The 16,554-nt window shown below is 63.3% G+C and carries 19 protein-coding genes; 8 read left to right on the top strand and 11 right to left on the bottom strand.

Annotated elements, in window-relative coordinates; translation table 11 throughout:
* Positions 1 to 126: 126 nt before the first annotated feature.
* The 5 genes from AC1MHZ_RS03640 to prlC all read right to left on the bottom strand — a co-directional run bounded on the left by AC1MHZ_RS03640 (position 127) and on the right by prlC (position 6,763).
* Positions 127 to 846 (bottom strand): carbonic anhydrase, encoded by a 720-nt coding sequence (locus tag AC1MHZ_RS03640; RefSeq protein ID WP_084855203.1) that lies wholly within the window; start codon positions 844 to 846, stop codon positions 127 to 129.
* Positions 847 to 1,164: 318 nt separating this feature from the next.
* On the bottom strand, positions 1,165 to 2,223 hold the full coding sequence (locus AC1MHZ_RS03635) for a PA0069 family radical SAM protein (protein WP_482966020.1): 1,059 nt from the start codon (positions 2,221 to 2,223) through the stop codon (positions 1,165 to 1,167).
* A gap of 80 nt (positions 2,224 to 2,303) precedes the next feature.
* Complete coding sequence (locus tag AC1MHZ_RS03630; protein WP_368828701.1) at positions 2,304 to 4,304, bottom strand: M3 family metallopeptidase; 2,001 nt, start codon at positions 4,302 to 4,304, stop codon at positions 2,304 to 2,306.
* A gap of 129 nt (positions 4,305 to 4,433) precedes the next feature.
* Positions 4,434 to 4,715 carry a YheV family putative zinc ribbon protein gene (locus AC1MHZ_RS03625; protein ID WP_084855206.1) on the bottom strand — a complete coding sequence of 94 codons (282 nt, stop codon included), beginning with the start codon at positions 4,713 to 4,715 and terminating at the stop codon, positions 4,434 to 4,436.
* Positions 4,712 to 6,763, bottom strand: a complete 2,052-nt coding sequence (prlC, locus tag AC1MHZ_RS03620; protein WP_482966019.1) for an oligopeptidase A — start codon at positions 6,761 to 6,763, stop codon at positions 4,712 to 4,714. Before prlC ends, AC1MHZ_RS03625 begins: the two co-directional genes overlap by 4 nt.
* 103 nt (positions 6,764 to 6,866) lie before the next feature.
* On the opposite strand from prlC, the gene AC1MHZ_RS03615 reads away from it, so the two are divergent.
* Entirely contained in the window at positions 6,867 to 7,409 is a 543-nt protein-coding gene (locus AC1MHZ_RS03615) for a gamma carbonic anhydrase family protein (protein ID WP_084855208.1), read from the top strand.
* A 51-nt stretch (positions 7,410 to 7,460) separates the two neighbouring features.
* Positions 7,461 to 8,111 (top strand): HAD family hydrolase, encoded by a 651-nt coding sequence (locus AC1MHZ_RS03610; protein WP_084855209.1) that lies wholly within the window; start codon positions 7,461 to 7,463, stop codon positions 8,109 to 8,111.
* Between the two features lie 169 nt (positions 8,112 to 8,280).
* Here the strand turns inward: AC1MHZ_RS03610 and AC1MHZ_RS03605 are convergent, their stop codons facing one another.
* On the bottom strand, positions 8,281 to 9,354 hold the full coding sequence (locus AC1MHZ_RS03605) for an aminopeptidase (protein WP_482966036.1): 1,074 nt from the start codon (positions 9,352 to 9,354) through the stop codon (positions 8,281 to 8,283).
* Positions 9,355 to 9,438: 84 nt separating this feature from the next.
* On the opposite strand from AC1MHZ_RS03605, the gene AC1MHZ_RS03600 reads away from it, so the two are divergent.
* Both AC1MHZ_RS03600 and AC1MHZ_RS03595 read left to right on the top strand, forming a co-directional pair.
* Positions 9,439 to 9,852, top strand: coding sequence for a PA0061/PA0062 family lipoprotein (locus AC1MHZ_RS03600; RefSeq protein ID WP_324818202.1), 414 nt, complete (start codon positions 9,439 to 9,441; stop codon positions 9,850 to 9,852).
* Positions 9,853 to 9,929: 77 nt separating this feature from the next.
* Positions 9,930 to 10,343, top strand: coding sequence for a PA0061/PA0062 family lipoprotein (locus AC1MHZ_RS03595; protein ID WP_084855211.1), 414 nt, complete (start codon positions 9,930 to 9,932; stop codon positions 10,341 to 10,343).
* Positions 10,344 to 10,419: 76 nt separating this feature from the next.
* Here AC1MHZ_RS03595 and AC1MHZ_RS03590 read toward each other — a convergent pair whose 3' ends face one another.
* A complete protein-coding gene (locus AC1MHZ_RS03590; protein ID WP_084855212.1) occupies positions 10,420 to 10,653 on the bottom strand; it encodes a DUF1161 domain-containing protein in 234 nt (77 codons plus the stop codon).
* 73 nt (positions 10,654 to 10,726) lie between these two features.
* Complete coding sequence (locus AC1MHZ_RS03585) at positions 10,727 to 11,152, bottom strand: OsmC family protein (protein WP_084855213.1); 426 nt, start codon at positions 11,150 to 11,152, stop codon at positions 10,727 to 10,729.
* Positions 11,153 to 11,303: 151 nt separating this feature from the next.
* On the opposite strand from AC1MHZ_RS03585, the gene AC1MHZ_RS03580 reads away from it, so the two are divergent.
* Positions 11,304 to 12,308, top strand: coding sequence for an LLM class flavin-dependent oxidoreductase (locus AC1MHZ_RS03580; protein WP_084855214.1), 1,005 nt, complete (start codon positions 11,304 to 11,306; stop codon positions 12,306 to 12,308).
* A 97-nt stretch (positions 12,309 to 12,405) separates the two neighbouring features.
* Here AC1MHZ_RS03580 and AC1MHZ_RS03575 read toward each other — a convergent pair whose 3' ends face one another.
* Both AC1MHZ_RS03575 and AC1MHZ_RS03570 read right to left on the bottom strand, forming a co-directional pair.
* Complete coding sequence (locus AC1MHZ_RS03575; RefSeq protein ID WP_084855215.1) at positions 12,406 to 12,627, bottom strand: DUF1161 domain-containing protein; 222 nt, start codon at positions 12,625 to 12,627, stop codon at positions 12,406 to 12,408.
* A 106-nt stretch (positions 12,628 to 12,733) separates the two neighbouring features.
* Positions 12,734 to 12,949: a dodecin gene (locus AC1MHZ_RS03570; protein ID WP_042121737.1), complete on the bottom strand. Its 216-nt coding sequence runs from the start codon at positions 12,947 to 12,949 to the stop codon at positions 12,734 to 12,736.
* A 153-nt stretch (positions 12,950 to 13,102) separates the two neighbouring features.
* Between AC1MHZ_RS03570 and AC1MHZ_RS03565 the strand changes: the two genes are divergently transcribed.
* Positions 13,103 to 13,426: an ElaB/YgaM/YqjD family protein gene (locus AC1MHZ_RS03565; RefSeq protein WP_482966018.1), complete on the top strand. Its 324-nt coding sequence runs from the start codon at positions 13,103 to 13,105 to the stop codon at positions 13,424 to 13,426.
* Positions 13,427 to 13,508: 82 nt separating this feature from the next.
* On the opposite strand, the gene AC1MHZ_RS03560 is transcribed toward AC1MHZ_RS03565, so the two are convergent.
* Positions 13,509 to 14,405, bottom strand: a complete 897-nt coding sequence (locus AC1MHZ_RS03560) for a LysR family transcriptional regulator (RefSeq protein ID WP_084855217.1) — start codon at positions 14,403 to 14,405, stop codon at positions 13,509 to 13,511.
* A gap of 108 nt (positions 14,406 to 14,513) precedes the next feature.
* Between AC1MHZ_RS03560 and trpB the strand changes: the two genes are divergently transcribed.
* Entirely contained in the window at positions 14,514 to 15,731 is a 1,218-nt protein-coding gene (gene trpB / locus AC1MHZ_RS03555) for a tryptophan synthase subunit beta (RefSeq protein ID WP_196145174.1), read from the top strand.
* Complete coding sequence (gene trpA, locus AC1MHZ_RS03550) at positions 15,728 to 16,537, top strand: tryptophan synthase subunit alpha (protein WP_324818218.1); 810 nt, start codon at positions 15,728 to 15,730, stop codon at positions 16,535 to 16,537. Before trpB ends, trpA begins: the two co-directional genes overlap by 4 nt.
* Positions 16,538 to 16,554: the final 17 nt, after the last annotated feature.

Raw genomic sequence — 16,554 nt, 5'->3', positions numbered from 1 at the left:
CGCGCGCAGGCGCGGACCGCCGGCAAACCGGCAAGGCAGTCAGGGGAATTCAAGGCAGCCGACAACTGGCCCCACCCTCAGCGGGTGCGGCCGGTCGGCGAAACGTTACGGCGAGGTGTGGGCCGCTTAGTAGCGGCCTCTCGGTGTAGCGCAGGGGATCGGCTGGTCGGCGCTCAGCGGCAGGAAGCTGTCGCTGGCGGCGTCATAGGCTTCGATCTGGCTGGTCTCGATGTCATAGACCCAACCGTGAATGAACAGCTGGCCGGCCGCCAGGCGCGAGGCGACCGAGGGGTGGGTGCGCAGGTGATGCAACTGGGCGATGACGTTTTCCTTGGTCAGCACCTGCATGCTCTCGTGCTCGCTGCCGCAGGAGCAGTTGTCCTCGACCACGGTGCGGGCGACTTCCGCGTGGCGCAGCCAGGCCTTGACCGTGGGCATCTTCTCCAGCGAGTTGGGGTTGAGCACTGCTCGCATGGCGCCGCAATCGGAATGGCCGCAGACAATGATGTGATGCACGCCCAAGGCCAGCACGGCGTACTCGATGGCCGTGGATACGCCGCCGTTCATCTGCCCATAGGGCGGTACGACGTTACCTACGTTACGGGTCACGAACAGGTCGCCGGGTGAACTCTGGGTGATCAGCTCGGGGACGATGCGCGAGTCGGCGCATGTGATGAACATGGCGCGCGGCGTCTGCGCGGTGGCGAGCTTCTTGAACAGCTCCTGCTGCTCGGGGAAGACGTCATGGTGAAACCGCAGGAAGCCGTCGACGATATGCTTCAGGGCAGCATCGGCACTTTCGGCGGGTGCAGCCGGGACGACCTTGGATGGGTCCTTGACGGGCATGATTCATCCTCTTGACGGTGTGTAGGGTAAGTTCCAGTTTACCGGGTAAAGATTCTGGTTATGCAGGGCGTTAGATGCCGGGCACAGGCCATTCATCACAATCTCTGTGGGCTCACGCTACCGTGGAAAACTTAACTGAAACTGAATTTGAAGGCTCTAGAACGGGCGTTCCAGCTTCTAAAGGCGGGAAATCGATAATAGCAAAAAAGCATCAACCGCCAATAGCCTGGAAGAAAAATATCGGTTGCCATGAGCCAGACTAGGGATGGCTTTTTGACCTCTCGGGGCTGTTATGTAGTTCAGCGCGGCCCCAACCACTCAGAACAACGCCATCTGCCCACCCGGCGGGCAGAATGCGGTGCAATCCAGCGCCTGCGCCTCCCGCCCCTCGAACCCCAACCGGCGCATGGCCTTGGCGAACCGCTGCGCCAAGAGCTCGGCGAAGACCCCTTCGCCGCGCATCCTCGAACCAAAACGGCTGTCGTACAACTCACCCCCTCGGCTCTGACGGATCAGGCTGAGCACATGGGCAGCCCGTTGCGGGTAGTGATCGTGCAGCCATTGTTCGAACAGCGGCGCGACCTCCAGCGGCAGGCGCAGCATCATGTAGGCCGCACTCTGCGCACCGGCTTGCCTGGCTGCCTCAAGCAAATGCTCCAGTTCGCTGTCGTTGATCATCGGAATCATCGGCGAGCACAACACACCCACCGGTACGCCTGCCTCGCGCAACACCCGAATGGCCCGTAACCGCGCCTTGGGCGATGCGGCCCGCGGCTCCAAGGTGCGCTTGAGATCGTCGTCTAACGTGGTCAGGCTGATCATCACCCGGGCCAGCCGCTGGCTGGCCATTTCGGCCAACAGATCGAGGTCGCGCAGGACCAGCGAACCTTTGGTGACGATGGTGACCGGGTGGCGAAAGCGCAGCAGGACTTCCAGCAGGCGCCGGGTCAACTGTTGCTCCCGTTCGATGGGCTGGTAGGGGTCGGTGTTCGAGCCCAGGTTGATGGGCGCACAGACGTAGCCTGGCTTGCGCAGCTGTTGCTCGAGCACCTGGGCGGCGTTGGTCTTGGCGATCAGCTTGGTCTCGAAGTCCAGACCGGGCGAGAGGTCCCAGTAGGCATGACTGGGGCGAGCGTAGCAGTAGATGCAACCGTGCTCGCAACCCCGGTAGGGGTTGATCGAGCGGTCGAAGGGCAGGTCGGGCGAGGTGTTGCGGGTGATGATGGTCTTGGCGGTCTCGATGCGGATCTCAGTGCCTTGGGTCACAGGCACGTCCTGATACCAACCATCGTCTTCCGCAGTCGAATGGCTGGGGGAGAAGCGATTGAGCGGATTATGGGTCGTGCCCCGACCCTTTTGCGGCTCTGGAGAAAACATCGCAGGCTCCATTTACTGTATCTATATACAGTACAGCTGTAGGTTCCTTCGTTCCAGCGCCTTACGTCAGCCAATGCGCCTCATTCGAGGCCGTACCAGCCCAGCATCGCCTCGATTTGCATGGGGCGCCCCAGAAAATCCTCACATCCCTCAGGTATCGTCTTGGCATTGGCCCAATTGGCGAATGCCGCCCGAAAGCGCTTGCCCGCCCTGTTGTCGAGCAACCCCCATTTTTCGAAGTGGGTGAATATATCGATGGCATATGCTTCGCCCCAGACGTAGCTGTAATAGCCCGCCTCGTAACCGGCCACCAGATAGTCGAACGCGTGCGCCGGCTTCTCGAAACTCGCCAGAGGCCAGCATCCGCAGCGTTCGCGACATTCCAACAGTCGCTCCTGCACGCTCTTGCCATCACTGGGCGAGCTGTGCAGCTCCAGATCGAACAACGCCATGCTCACGTCGAAGGCACACTTTTCCAGCTGAGCCTCGCGCAGGTTGGCCAGTACCGACCGAGCCTGCTCGAGCGTGAGCGGTTCACCGGTCAGGTAGTGGCTGGAGATATCCACCAGGTAATGCGCGTTCCACAGCCAGCGCTCAAGAAACTTGCCGAAGAACTCCTGGGCATCGGAACCTGCTCTGTTCGGATCGGAGAGCACATGGTTGGTGGCGGGCATCAGCAGCAGGTGCAGGCCATGACCGAACTCGTGGAACAGCTTGCGCAGGGCCAGATGATCGAGCAGGGAGGGTTCATCACCCATCCCTGGCTCACCGTCGCTGACCACCATCACCGAAGCGCCATGTGTACGTCCTTCCTCGTCCCGACGCCGATGACGCATGGCAATGGTGTGGACACTGCCTTGCTTGCCCGGATACCTGAGGACATCCAGGTACAGCGTGCCGACTTCCATGCCGTCCTGGCGCACGGTGAAACCGCGCACGCTGGGATGCCATGCCGAGGAAGAGCAGGGCACAAGCGTCAGGTCAAAGACCCGTTCGGCCAGATCGACCAGAGCTTGCACCGCCTTGTCCAGGGTGAAGTAGCCGCGCAGCGTTTCACTGTTCATGGCCTGATTGCGGGCTCTCAGGTACCTGATGTCCCACGGTTGGGCTGCATCCAGATTGTGCTCCGCAGCCAGGCGCTGGACGTCGGCGCGGGCCTTGAGCATGGCGGGTCGCAGCTTTTGCGCCAGTGTCTGGAGCAACTGACGAACAGGCTCGACGCTGCCCGCAGCCTTGCCCTGCACCATCAGTTGCGCGTAGCTGGTGTTCGCGATCAGTTGCCCTTTTTGCTCCCGCAAGAGCGCCAGCTGTTGCAGTCGGTTGCCATTGTCTTGTTGCTCATCCGGATGAACACCCCGGGAATGGTAGGCCGTGTAGACGGCCTCGCGCAGGCTCCGATCATCGGCAAATTCGAGGATGGCATCGGCGTTGCGTTCATTGCAGAGAATCTTCCAGCCCTTCAGGCCGGCATCCTTGGCTTGCTGGGCCATGAGGTTGCGCAGTCGCTGGGGCACCCCCTCCAGGCGCGCCTCGTCCTTGATCTGAATGCTCGATCGCTCACTCGTTTCATCGAGCGTCTGATAGAAGCCACCGACTTGTTCGTTGATGTCATCTTCCAGCTGCGCCAGCGTGGCGTTTTGCTGCGCATCCAGATGCACACCGGCCAGGCGGTACTCCAGAAGGATCCTGCGCAGCGTAGCTTTTTCATAGACATCCAGGCTGGGCTGGTCCGTGGCCAAGCGTTCATAGAGCGCATGCAGCGGCTTGTTCCGGCGGTTGTCGATGAACAGACGCTGCGCCTGACCATACCCTTCGCCAAAGGCCGCACTCCACGCATCGCCTTTTACGGTCAATGGCAAAGTGGCAAAGACGACCGCCTGCAGATCGGCTATGACGTTGTCCATCGCCAAGACCAATCCATACCAGCTGGGCTGCTGTTGTTGGCTATCCAGTACGTGCGCCAGACCGGTTTCGTAGGCATCAATCACCGTATCGAGCGCCGACTTCACATGTTCGAGCGTCACGCTGTCGTAATCGATGGGCGAGCGGTTTTCGTTCAACAGGGGGTTGCGGGCTTGCATAGGAGGTTCCTGTTCGGCTGATAGTCAACGCGAGCATGGAACGCAAAGCCCAGAGCAGGTGGCCGCATAACTACCACCTGCCTGTGCAGATACGCGCCACCGCAGCCCAGGCCGGGTGGCGCGACGGCCTCATTCGGCCGGTTTCTTCAGCTTCGGATTGGGGAAGAACTGCACGGTCTGCACCTTGGCCGGTGCCGCCTTGGGCGCCAGGTGGTTGACCCGGGTGCCCAGCTCGGTGGGCACCGACAGGCCCTGTTCGTTCAGGGTGTCGGTGAAGCCGCAGGCCACGCACTCGCGGTGCGGTACGCCGTCCTCGTTCCACATCATCAGCTTGTCGGGTTCGCTGCACGCCGGGCACACAGCCCCGGCGATGAAGCGCTTCTTGGTCTTGGTCACAGGTACCTCGCTCATGCCGCCGCGTCCTCGGTCAGGCCGCTATGGCGCAGCAATGCATCGATGGAAGGCTCGCGACCGCGGAAATCGACGAACAGCACCATCGGCTCGCGGGAACCGCCACGAGCCAGGATCGCCTCGCGGAAGGCGCGGCCGGTCTCGGCGTTGAGCACGCCTTCTTCCTCGAAGCGCGAGAAAGCATCGGCCGAGAGTACTTCGGCCCACTTGTAGCTATAGTAGCCCGCCGCATAACCGCCGGCGAAGATATGGGCGAAGCTGTTGGGGAAACGATTGTAGGCCGGCGGGCGCATCACCGAAACCTCGTCACGCACCCCTTCGAGTACCTGCAGCACGCTGCGGCCGTCGCCATGGTTGGCATGCAGTTCGAAGTCGAACAGCGAGAACTCCAGCTGGCGCACCATCATCATGCCCGACTGGAAGTTCTTGGCCGCCAGCATCTTGTCCAACACGTCCTGGGGCAAAGGCTCGCCGGTCTCGTAGTGGCCGGAAATCAACGCCAGGCCTTCAGGCTCCCAGCACCAGTTCTCCATGAACTGGCTCGGCAGCTCCACTGCATCCCAGGCCACACCGTTGATGCCGGAAACGCCGGCATGCTCGATGCGAGTGAGCAGGTGGTGCAGGCCGTGCCCGAACTCGTGGAACAGGGTGGTGACTTCATCGTGGGTCAGCAGCGCAGGCTTACCGGGTGCGGCTGGGGTGAAGTTGCACACCAGGTTCGCCACCGGGCTTTGCAGGGTGCCGGCTGCCGTGCGCCGACGATCGCGGGCCCCGTCCATCCACGCACCGCCGCGCTTGTTGGCGCGGGCATACAGGTCGAAGAAGAAGCGGCCCACGTGCTGGCCGTTTTCCTTGATCTCGAACAGGCGCACGTCCGGGTGCCAGGTGTCGAAGCCCTTGAGTTCGGCAATCTCGATGCCGTACAGGCGCTGGACGATGGAGAACAGCCCCGACAACACCTTGTCGATCGGGAAGTAGGCCCGCAGGGCCTCTTGCGACACGCTGTAGCGCTGCTCGCGTAGTTTCTCGCCGTAGAAGCCGGCATCCCAGCTCGACAACTGGGGGCAGCCTTGTTCTGCGGCATAGGCCTTGAGCTGCTCCAGGTCCTGGGCGGCGAACGGCTTGCTGCGCTTGGCCAGGTCACGCAGGAAGCTCAACACCTGGTCGCTGGACTCGGCCATCTTGGTAGCCAGGCTCAGTTCGGCGTAGTTCGGGTACCCCAGCAGCTCGGCCAGCTCCTGGCGCAGGTCGAGGATCTCGCTCATCACCGGGCCGTTGTCGAACTGGCCGGCATTCGGGCCCTGGTCCGAGGCGCGGGTGCAGTAGGCGGCGTAGAGCTCTTCGCGCAGGGCGCGGTCGGTGGCGTAGGTCATCACCGCGTAGTAGCTGGGGAATTCCAGGGTGATCAGCCAGCCATCCAGGCCCTTGGCCTGGGCGGCGACGGCCATCTGCGCCTTGGCCGAGTCGGGCAGGCCGTCGAGCTGCGCCTCGTCGCTGACATGCTTGGTCCAGGCCTGGGTGGCATCCAACAACTGGTTGGAGAAACGGCTCCCCAGCTCACTGAGGCGGCTTTGCACCTCGGCGTAGCGTTGTTGCTTCTCGGCCGGCAGGTCGATACCCGACAGGCGGAAGTCACGCAGGGCATGGTCGATGATGGTCTTCTGGGCCGCGTCGAAGCCGGCGGCTTCCGGGCTGTTGGCCAGGGCCTGGTAGGCTTCGAACAGCTGGCGGTTCTGCCCCAGTTCGGTGGAATAGGCGCTCAGGGCCGGCAGGCAGGACTCGTAGGCCTCGCGCAGCTCTTTGCTGTTGCACACCGCATTGAGGTGGCTGACCGGGCTCCAGGCCGCGCCCAGGCGATCGTTGAGTTCATCCATGGCCAGCACCAGGCCGGCCCAAGTCGGATTCTTGCCTTGCTGTTCGAGGATCGTTGCAATGGCTTTGCGGTTGTCGGCCAGGATCTGCTCGATCGCCGGCAGCACATGTTCGGCTCGGATCGCCGAGAAGGGCGGCAGATCGTAGGACTGCAGAAGCGGGTTGTTCGCACTCACGGTTTAGATACCTTGGCAGGAGGAAACACGGGACCATCTTAATTACAATCGACGCCGACCGCAGCAGGCAGCCCGCCTATCGGCATTCAAGAGGGGCGCTATCATGGCCATTCGAAGCTTTCAGCAACACACTCCCAAAGTTGGACCACGGGTTTTCGTCGACCGTTCGGCAGTGGTGCTGGGTGACGTCGAGATCGGCGAGGACAGCTCGGTCTGGCCGCTGACTGTGGTGCGCGGCGACATGCACCGGATCCGCATCGGCGCACGCACCAGCGTGCAGGATGGCAGCGTGCTGCACATCACCCATGCCGGGCCGTTCAACCCGGAGGGCTTCCCGTTGCTGATCGGCGACGACGTGACCATCGGTCACAAAGTCATGTTGCACGGCTGTACACTGGGCAACCGCATTCTGGTCGGCATGGGCAGCATCATCATGGATGGCGCGGTGGTCGAGGACGAAGTGATCATCGGCGCTGGCAGCCTGGTACCGCCGGGCAAGCGCCTGAACAGCGGCTACCTGTACGTGGGCAGCCCAGTGAAGCAGGCACGCCCGCTGACCGACAAGGAACGTGCGTTTTTCCCCTATAGCGCAACCAACTACGTCAAGCTCAAGGACCAGCACCTGGCCGAAGGCTACGACCGATAGCCACACCACGCGCTTGCAGGAGCGCAACGGCTCATAGATACCGAGAACACCATGCACCAGCAGAACATCCTCTTCGACCTCGACGGCACCCTGACCGACCCGCGCCTGGGTATCACCCGTTCGATCCAGTACGCCCTGGCCAAACTGGGTATCGACGAGCCGGACCTGGCCCGCCTCGAGCACTTCATCGGCCCACCCTTGCTGCAGGCCTTCATGCAGTTCTACCACTTCAACGAGGCCAAGGCCTGGGACGCGGTGAACTTCTACCGCGAACGCTTCAGGGTCACCGGCCTGTACGAGAACCTGGTGTTCGACGGTGTGCCGGAGCTGCTCGAGGCTCTGAATGGTCAAGGCCGCACGCTGTACATCGCCACCTCCAAACCCTGGGAGTTCGCCCGCGAGATCGCCCGGCACTTCGCGTTCGATCACCATTTCAAGGTGATCTACGGCAGCGAACTGGATGGCACCCGTACCAATAAGGTCGAGTTGATTCGCCACCTGCTGGACGAGGAAGGACTGGACCCAGCGCAGACCCTGATGATCGGTGATCGCAAGCATGACCTGATCGGCGCGCGCAGCAATGGGCTGCAAGCAGTGGCGGTGGGCTATGGCTTTGGCAGCCGCGAAGAGCTGATGGCCGAGGCGCCGGCATTCCATTTCGACACGTTGGCGCAGTTGCACCAGGCGTTTTTCCAGGCCTGACTCCTGCGCAACCCATCGCTGGCATGCCAGAGACGAGAGCAACTGTCTTGAGTTGCTTGCCCGGTCCTATCGCCGGCAAGCCGGCTCCCACAGGGATTTCGCAAGTCTTGAGCGCGGCGCAATCCTGTGGGAGCCGGCTTGCCGGCGATGGGCCGCAAAGCGGCCCCCTTCACCCCCGACCAGCCAACCGCGCCAACTCAGCCTTGCGCGCCGTAGTCGGCAACCGCCCCAACGCCTCGACCCGCTGATAGAACTCGCCCCAATCGCCGTTCACATCCTCGAACAACGCCGCAAACCCCGGCACCCATTGGTCATACAGGCCGAACGGCAGCAGCTTGGCATTGTTCATAGGCCCATACATCCACGCATCGTAACGCCCATCCCCCTTCCAAGGCCCATCACGCCACTGCCGATACTCACGCCGCAAGCGCTCGAATTCCGCCTGCTTGGCCGCCCGCTTGCCAGCCTCGTTCAACGGTCCGGCATAGATCGCCTGCAAGCGCGAACGGCTGTCCAGCACCAGCCGAACGAACTGCTCGCGCTGGCGCGCCGCGTCATCCCGAATCGCTGGAAGCCCGCGCGCCACGCGCCATTGCCGCGATCCTTCCTGTTCCACGAAGGTGGCGAACGACTCATTGAACTCAGTGTCGTCCTTTACATAGACGCGCTGGTGCGCCAGCTCGTGGAAGATCACCGCGGCCAGGCGTTCATCGCCCCAGGCAACCATCGAGGAAAGGATCGGATCGTCGAACCAGCCCAGAGTCGAATAGGCCTCCACACCCCCGATATACACGTCCATCCCGTCCTGGCGCATCAACGCTGCCGCGCCGCGGGCGGCGCCTTGCCGGTAATAGCCCCGGTAGGCCACGCAACCGGCGATCGGGAAGCAATGGGTGGCCGGCTGCAACGAGAGCTCAGGTGTCGCAAAGACATTCCATACCACGTAGGGCCGCCCTAGATCGGCATAGACCCGATAGCTGCGGTTGTCCGGCAGCTTCAACCGTTCGCTGGCGAACTGCCGGGCCTGTTCGGCATGCTCCAGACGCTGGCGCAATGGACCGCCTAGGGAAGGGTCGTCCAGCAACTGCGCCACAGGCTGTCGCGCCCGCAACAGTTGCCATTGCCCCTCGGCCAACTGACCGTAGTAGCCGAAGCTGGAGCAACCGTTCAGCAGGAAGGCCGCCAGCACGGGAACCAAACGCCAGAAAATGCGGTCGAGAGGCCCATGGCTTGAGCGCTGCAAAAGAAAAAGTCGAAACATCAGGGCTGTCTATCTCGCTCACGGCCAGTGCGGTCCAAGACTATCTCGCCAGGGGGGAGTTTCGCCATGCGTTCACTGATTGCCGTCGGCACGCTCGTGCTGCTGTCCGGTTGCTCCACGCTGCCCGACCCGGACCCCAACCAGGCCTGGATCGACCTTGCCCCCTACGACAACACCTCGCTGCATGCCGTGCAGGTGGACGAACGCGACTGGGCCGACAAGCGCTATTTCGAAGTCCAGCCTGGCAACCATGAGCTCACCGTGCGCTACCAGTTCGCGGTGGCGCCGAGCAATATCGGCCCAGTGGACGAACCGCTGTGGCGCGACTGCCAGCTGAACCTGACGTTCAAGGACTTCAGTGCCGGCCAACGCTACCAGCTGCAGGCCGGCAGCATCGGTTTCCGCCCCTGGGTCAAACTCTATGACCAGCAGCAGAAGCTGGTGGGGCAGGGGATGCCAGCCGGTTGCCAGCGCACCTGAAACCCAAGAGTTTCACGACAACGCGGGCCTGACGGCGCTATGCTTAAAGCCTGTAAACCGCGAGCGGGAGTTTCGCCATGCGCCAGCCCATGATGCTGATCGCCCTCAGTGCACTGGGGGCTTGCGCCAGCCCCTTGCCGCCCGTCGATCCCAAGCAGGCCTGGGTCGACCTCTACACCATCACGCCTGGCAGGACCATCATGGCCGACCGCCTGGACGGCCAGCGGCTGGAGGATGGCCGCTACTTCCAGGTCACCCCAGGTCGGCACGAGCTGGTGGTACGCTTCGACTACGAAGTGTATTCGGGCGGCTTCAGCACCGACCCTACCGAGCGCACTTGCTACCTCACCGTACGCTTCGATGACTTCAAGGCAGGCGAGCGCTATCGCCTGGAGGCGCGGGCACCGGTGATGCAGCCGCAGGTGTTGCTGTTCGATGGCAGCCGCAAGGTGGTGGTGAACGAGCCGAGCCAGGTGTTCTGCATTCCGTGAGCGGCAGCCTTCATGGCCATACCCACTCCCACGAACCAATGGGAGCGGGGTCTACCGCCGATAAAACGGGCTCGGGTCACTGGTCGTTCTTCTGGTAGATGATCTTCTTGGTGCCACCATCGCAGCTGCCGACGATCATGTTCTGATCGCGGACTTCACTGTTGGGCACGATCTCCAGGGTATAGGACGTGACCCCCGCAGCCTGGATCTTCGCCTCGATTTCGGCCTTGAGTTCCTCGCACGGCTTGGGCGCGGCCATGGCTGCCGTAGCCAGCAAGGAGACCAGCACGGCGGTTGCAACGCGGATCATGGAACGGCTCCTGAAAAGGCAGTCGGGCTGCCAACGCCCATTAGACTACAGGAAACCGCTCCTGTTGCGCCGCCTAGGAAAGCAGGGTGGCGTCCAGGGTAATCGTCGCGTTCAGCACCTTCGACACCGGGCAGCCGGCCTTGGCTTTGTTGGCGATTTCCTGGAACTGCGCATCGCTCGCCCCAGGCACTTTGGCCTTGAGGGTCAGGTGCACGGCCGTAATGGCGAAACCGTCCGGCTGCTTGTCCAGGCTGACCTCGGCAATGGTGTCGATACGCTCGGGGGTGAAGCCCGCCTCGCCGAGCATCATCGACAGTGCCATGGAAAAGCAGCCGGCATGGGCCGCGCCGATCAGCTCTTCCGGATTTGTGCCTGGCGAGCCTTCGAAACGGGTGTTGAAGCCATAGGGGTTCTGCTTGAGTGCACCGCTTTCCGTGGAGAGCGATCCCTTGCCATCCTTCAACCCGCCTTGCCAGATCGCCGATGCTGTCTTTTTCATGTTGCCTCCTGTCGTAGGGTGGGTACCTATGGGTTCTGAGGTTCAGGCTTACAGCAAGTTCAGCTGAATCTGACGCCTAGCATTGAAACCCCGAAAAGTGCCCATACAGAGAACCCAAGGCCCCACGGCCAATCTTTCTGCGGAGGCACCCATGACGCACCTGCGTGACCTGAAGATATCCACTCTCGACCTGGTACCGGTACGCGCCGATGGCGGCCCTGCCCAGGCCCTGCGCAACTCCCTGGACCTGGCCCGACATGCCGAGCGGTTCGGCTACAACCGTTTCTGGGTGGCCGAGCACCACAACATGGACGGCATCGCCAGCTCGGCCACGTCCGTACTGATCGGGTACCTGGCAGGTGGCACCTCGCGCATCCGCATCGGCGCCGGCGGTGTGATGCTGCCCAACCATGCGCCCCTGGTGATCGCCGAGCAGTTCGGCACACTGGCAAGCCTCTACCCTGGGCGTATCGACCTGGGCCTGGGTCGCGCACCGGGCTCTGACCAGATGACGGCCCGCGCCTTGCGTCGCGAACGCTCCGGCAGCGCCGACGACTTCCCGGACGACGTCGAAGAGCTGTCCCGCTACCTGGGCCCACGCACGCCGGACCAGAAGGTCATTGCGGTGCCGGGCCACGACACCGACGTGCCGCTCTGGCTGCTCGGCTCCAGCCTGTTCAGCGCCCAGCTGGCGGGCATGCGCGGGTTGCCCTATGCCTTCGCCTCGCATTTCGCCCCGCGCTATATGCACGAGGCGATCCGCATCTACCGCGACCACTTCAAGCCTTCCACGGTACTGGACAAGCCCTACGTGATGCTCGGCGTGCCCATGGTCGTAGCCGAGACCGACGAAAAGGCCGAATACCTGGCGACGTCGGTGTACCAGCGCATCCTGGCATTGATTCGTGGCCAGAGCCTGATGCAGCGCCCACCGGTGCCGAGCATGGACGGCCTGTGGCTGCCCCATGAACGCGATGCGGTGGGCAGCTTCCTGGGCTTGGCGATGATCGGCAGCCCGCAGAAGGTACGGGCCAAGGTCGAGGTGCTGCTGGAGCAGACCGGGGCGGATGAACTGATATTCACCTGCGACCTGTACGAACATGCGGACCGGGTACGGTCGTATGAGCTGTTGGCGCAGGCCTTGAAACACGAGTAGACGGCTGCGCCGTCGATCGCTGGGCAAGCCCGCTCCCAGGGGTCGTATCCTCGAGGAAGCGGGCTTGCCCAGCGATTGGGGCCCCAAGCGCCACCGATCACTCGCGGCGGTACACGATCTCCTTGGTACCGCCCTCGCAACTGCCGATCACCTTTCCACCTCCGGCGCCCTTGTCGACGATCTCCAGCACATAGCCGGTAACGCCCTTGGCCTGGAGCTTGGCATCGATCTCGGCCTTGAGCTCCTCGCACGGCTTGCCCGCCGCCTGCGCGCTGCCCGCCAGCGCCACCAGGCCCATCGCCCACAGCAGTTTCTTCATCGATCGCTTTCCTTGTTCAGATCAAAAAAGTACAGGGCGCCAATCCAGGACTGGCACCCACAAACCTTTACCCCATCTCGCCGGGCCAGGCCAGCCCGGCCTTGTTTCAACTGTTGGCGATACGGAAGCCGACCTTCAGCGTGACCTGGAAGTGCGCCGCCTTGTTGTCGCGGATATGCCCACGGGTATCGACCACCTCGAACCATTCCAGGTGCTTGATGCTCTTGCCGGCTTCGGCCAGGGCATTGTTGATTGCGTCCTCGATGCTGGTGGGCGAGGAACCGACCAGCTCGATCTTCTTGTAGGTGTGGTGATCGGACATGAGCGCTCTCCTTGGTTGGCGTGTGAGATTGAGCCTAGCAGCGCAGGCCCGGTTTACCTGCGAACCATCGCCATGCAGGAAAGTTCGATCGCACTTTCGCTTCGCTGCACAGTCGCACCCCTTACAGCCCAACCACCGCGAAGGAGAGTCATCATGGCCTATAACTCGCTGCGTAAAGCGTCGCTGGAAAGCATGGAAGCGGAGATCGAAAGCCTGCTCAAGACCCTCGAACACCTCAAGCACGATGCTTCGGAAGAGTCGCAGAAATCCATGAAGGCGATTCGCAGCAACGCCGAGAATGCGCTCAAGCATTCGCGCACGCTGCTCGGCGATGCCTATGAGGAAGTGAAGACCCGCACCCGCCAGACCGGCATCGCCACCCGCGACTATGCCCAGGAACCCCCCTGGACCACCGCCGGCGTCGCCATCGGCGCCCTTGGCCTGCTGGCCGCCTGGTTGATGTGCAAGCGCAACTAGTGTCCAGTCTCGGAAATAAGCTGTTCACTTTTGACGGCGTCCTGGGCACCACCAAAAGAGAACGCATTTCCGAGACAGGACACTAGACCGTTTGTCGTTCCAGCTCGTTGCGCAGCCACTGCGCCAACTGCTCGGCGCGCCCGTCCGCGGCGCGCCTGGGCACCCATAGGGCCAATGCCGCGTGCGTCGGCGAGAAGCCCCAGGGTGCGCTCAGGCGCCCGGCCCGCAGGTCGTCCGCCACCAGCGGCTGCGGGGCGATGGCCACGCCCAGGCCAGCCACCGCCGCCTCCAACAAGTAATACAAATGCTCGAACGCCTGACCGAAGGCCAACGCCGCCGGGTCGAGCCCCTGTTGCGCAGCCCAGGTAGGCCAGGCCTGCGGGCGCGAGGTGGTATGCAGCAAGGCCTCGTCGAGCAGGGCCTTGGCCGGCGCCTCGCGCAGCCGTTCGAACCCCGGAAAGTGCGGGCTCAACACCGGGCCGATACGTTCTTCGACCAGCACATGCACCTGCATATCCGCAGGCCACGGCGGCTCGGCGTACACCAGCAATGCATCCAGCCCCGGACGGCGCGGGTCCAAGTCGCCTTCGCCTGCCGACAGGTGCAGGCGCAGCTCCGGCAGGTCCGCCTTCAATCGCCCGAGCCGAGGGATGAACCAGCGCGCCAGCAGGCTGCCGGAACACCCCAGGACGAAGGGCGCCTCGCTGACATCGCGGCTGAGCTCGGCGCACACGCTGCGCAGGCGATCGAACGCATCGGTGCTGGCCTCGCGCAGGCGTACACCGGCATCTGTGAGTTTGACGCCGCGTCCATCTTTGACGAACAGCGCCACGCCAAGGTGCTCTTCGAGCACCTTCAACTGCCGGCTCACGGCCCCGTGAGTCACGTGCAGAAGTTCAGCCGCCTGGCTGACACTGTTGAGCCGGGCAGTGGCCTCGAAGGCACGCAGAGCGTTGAGGGGTGGAAGGTCTTGGCGCATGACGTGTGAGTTTTTCTGACGAGTTGTCGCAATCTTATCGGTTTTCAGCTGGCCGTGTCGTGGTTAGAGTAAAGCCCATCGACCATAGATCACGCCTTGGAGCGCCCCATGACCCAGACCCAATACCGCGCCGGCCCTGATGCCAACGGCCTGTTCGGCTCGTTCGGCGGCCGCTACGTGGCCGAAACCCTGATGCCGCTGGTCCTGGACCTGGCCCGTGAATACGAGGCCGCCAAGGCCGACCCGAAATTCCTCGAAGAGCTGGCCTACTTCCAACGCGACTACATCGGCCGCCCCAACCCGCTGTACTTCGCCGAACGCCTGACCGAACACTGCGGCGGCGCCAAGATCTTCTTCAAGCGTGAAGAGCTCAACCATACCGGCGCGCACAAGGTGAACAACTGCATCGGCCAGGTGCTGCTGGCCAAGCGCATGGGCAAGAAACGCCTGATCGCCGAAACCGGCGCCGGCATGCACGGCGTGGCCACCGCCACCGTCGCGGCGCGCTTCGGTCTGCCCTGCGTGATCTACATGGGCGCCACCGACATCGAGCGCCAGCAGGCCAACGTATTCCGCATGAAGCTGCTGGGCGCCGAGATCGTCCCGGTCACCGCCGGCACCGGCACCCTCAAGGACGCCATGAACGAGGCCCTGCGCGACTGGGTCACCAACGTCGAAGACACCTTCTACCTGATCGGCACCGTGGCCGGCCCGCACCCTTATCCGGCGATGGTCCGCGACTTCCAGTCGATCATCGGCAAGGAAACCCGCGCCCAGCTGCAGGAAAAGGAAGGCCGCCTGCCGGACAGCCTGATTGCCTGCGTCGGCGGTGGCTCCAATGCCATGGGCCTGTTCCACGACTTCCTCGATGACCAGAGCGTCAAGATCATCGGCGTCGAGGCCGGTGGCCACGGCGTGCACACCGACAAACACGCCGCCAGCCTCAACGGTGGCGTGCCGGGCGTACTGCACGGCAACCGCACCTACCTGCTGCAGGACGAGGACGGCCAGATCACCGACGCCCACTCGATCTCGGCAGGCCTGGACTACCCGGGCATCGGCCCGGAGCACGCCTACCTGCACGAAGTGAAGCGCGTCGAGTACGTCAGCATCACCGACGACGAAGCCCTCGAAGCGTTCCACACCAGCTGCCGCCTGGAAGGCATCATCCCGGCACTGGAGAGTTCCCATGCCCTGGCCGAGGCGATCAAGCGCGCACCGAACCTGCCCAAGGACCACCTGATGGTCGTGTGCCTGTCCGGCCGTGGCGACAAGGACATGCAAACCGTGATGAACCATATGGCTGCCCAGGAGAAACAGGCATGAGCCGTCTTGAACAACGTTTCGCCGAACTGAAGGCCGAAGGCCGCTCGGCACTGGTCACCTTCATCACCGCGGGCGACCCGGGCTATGACGCCTCGTTGCAGATCCTCAAAGGCTTGCCGGCAGCCGGTGCCGACGTCATCGAGCTGGGCATGCCATTCACCGACCCGATGGCCGACGGCGTGGCCATCCAGCTGGCGACCCTGCGTGCCCTGGACGCTGGCCAGACGTTGGCCAAGACCCTGCAGATGGTTCGCGAATTCCGTGTAGATAACCAGACCACGCCGATCGTACTGATGGGCTACTACAACCCGATCCACCGCTTCGGCGTGGAGCCGTTCGTGGCACAGGCCAAGGAAGCAGGCGTCGATGGCCTGATCATCGTCGACCTGCCGCCGGAGCATGACGCCGAGCTGGCCACCCCGGCCCAGGCCGCCGGCATTGACTTCATCCGCCTGACCACCCCGACCACCGACGACGCCCGCCTGCCGCGCGTGCTCGAGCGTAGCTCCGGCTTCGTCTACTACGTCTCGGTGGCGGGTGTGACCGGCGCCGGCTCCGCCACCACCGAGCACGTCCAGCAGGCCATCGCCCGCCTGCGTCGCCACACCGACCTGCCGATCAGCGTGGGCTTCGGTATTCGCACGCCTGAACAGGCAGCAGCCATCGCCAAGCTCTCAGATGGTGTGGTGGTGGGCTCGGCGCTGGTGGACAAGATCGCCCAGGCCAAGGATGCCGGGCAGGCCGTGAACGATGTGCTGAGCCTGTGCTCGGCGCTGGCCGAAGGTGTGCGTTCGGCGCGCAGCTGATTGCGAGGGCTACGCCC

This window comes from Pseudomonas sp. FA-1, assembly GCF_056856075.1.
This window is presented reverse-complemented; position numbering and strand designations above follow the sequence as displayed.

Bases quoted from the DNA above. Each gene is read 5' to 3' on its own strand.
- AC1MHZ_RS03590 (WP_084855212.1), bottom strand. From the start codon at position 10,653: ATGATCCGCGTTGCAACCGCCGTGCTGGTCTCCTTGCTGGCTACGGCA.
- AC1MHZ_RS03585 (WP_084855213.1), bottom strand. From the start codon at position 11,152: ATGAAAAAGACAGCATCGGCGATCTGGCAAGGCGGGTTGAAGGATGGC.
- AC1MHZ_RS03600 (WP_324818202.1), top strand. From the start codon at position 9,439: ATGCGTTCACTGATTGCCGTCGGCACGCTCGTGCTGCTGTCCGGTTGC.
- AC1MHZ_RS03595 (WP_084855211.1), top strand. From the start codon at position 9,930: ATGCGCCAGCCCATGATGCTGATCGCCCTCAGTGCACTGGGGGCTTGC.
- trpB (WP_196145174.1), top strand. From the start codon at position 14,514: ATGACCCAGACCCAATACCGCGCCGGCCCTGATGCCAACGGCCTGTTC.
- AC1MHZ_RS03640 (WP_084855203.1), bottom strand. From the start codon at position 846: ATGCCCGTCAAGGACCCATCCAAGGTCGTCCCGGCTGCACCCGCCGAA.
- AC1MHZ_RS03630 (WP_368828701.1), bottom strand. From the start codon at position 4,304: ATGCAAGCCCGCAACCCCCTGTTGAACGAAAACCGCTCGCCCATCGAT.
- AC1MHZ_RS03625 (WP_084855206.1), bottom strand. From the start codon at position 4,715: ATGAGCGAGGTACCTGTGACCAAGACCAAGAAGCGCTTCATCGCCGGG.
- AC1MHZ_RS03615 (WP_084855208.1), top strand. From the start codon at position 6,867: ATGGCCATTCGAAGCTTTCAGCAACACACTCCCAAAGTTGGACCACGG.
- AC1MHZ_RS03635 (WP_482966020.1), bottom strand. From the start codon at position 2,223: ATGTTTTCTCCAGAGCCGCAAAAGGGTCGGGGCACGACCCATAATCCG.
- AC1MHZ_RS03610 (WP_084855209.1), top strand. From the start codon at position 7,461: ATGCACCAGCAGAACATCCTCTTCGACCTCGACGGCACCCTGACCGAC.
- AC1MHZ_RS03565 (WP_482966018.1), top strand. From the start codon at position 13,103: ATGGCCTATAACTCGCTGCGTAAAGCGTCGCTGGAAAGCATGGAAGCG.
- AC1MHZ_RS03570 (WP_042121737.1), bottom strand. From the start codon at position 12,949: ATGTCCGATCACCACACCTACAAGAAGATCGAGCTGGTCGGTTCCTCG.
- AC1MHZ_RS03560 (WP_084855217.1), bottom strand. From the start codon at position 14,405: ATGCGCCAAGACCTTCCACCCCTCAACGCTCTGCGTGCCTTCGAGGCC.
- AC1MHZ_RS03580 (WP_084855214.1), top strand. From the start codon at position 11,304: ATGACGCACCTGCGTGACCTGAAGATATCCACTCTCGACCTGGTACCG.
- trpA (WP_324818218.1), top strand. From the start codon at position 15,728: ATGAGCCGTCTTGAACAACGTTTCGCCGAACTGAAGGCCGAAGGCCGC.
- AC1MHZ_RS03575 (WP_084855215.1), bottom strand. From the start codon at position 12,627: ATGAAGAAACTGCTGTGGGCGATGGGCCTGGTGGCGCTGGCGGGCAGC.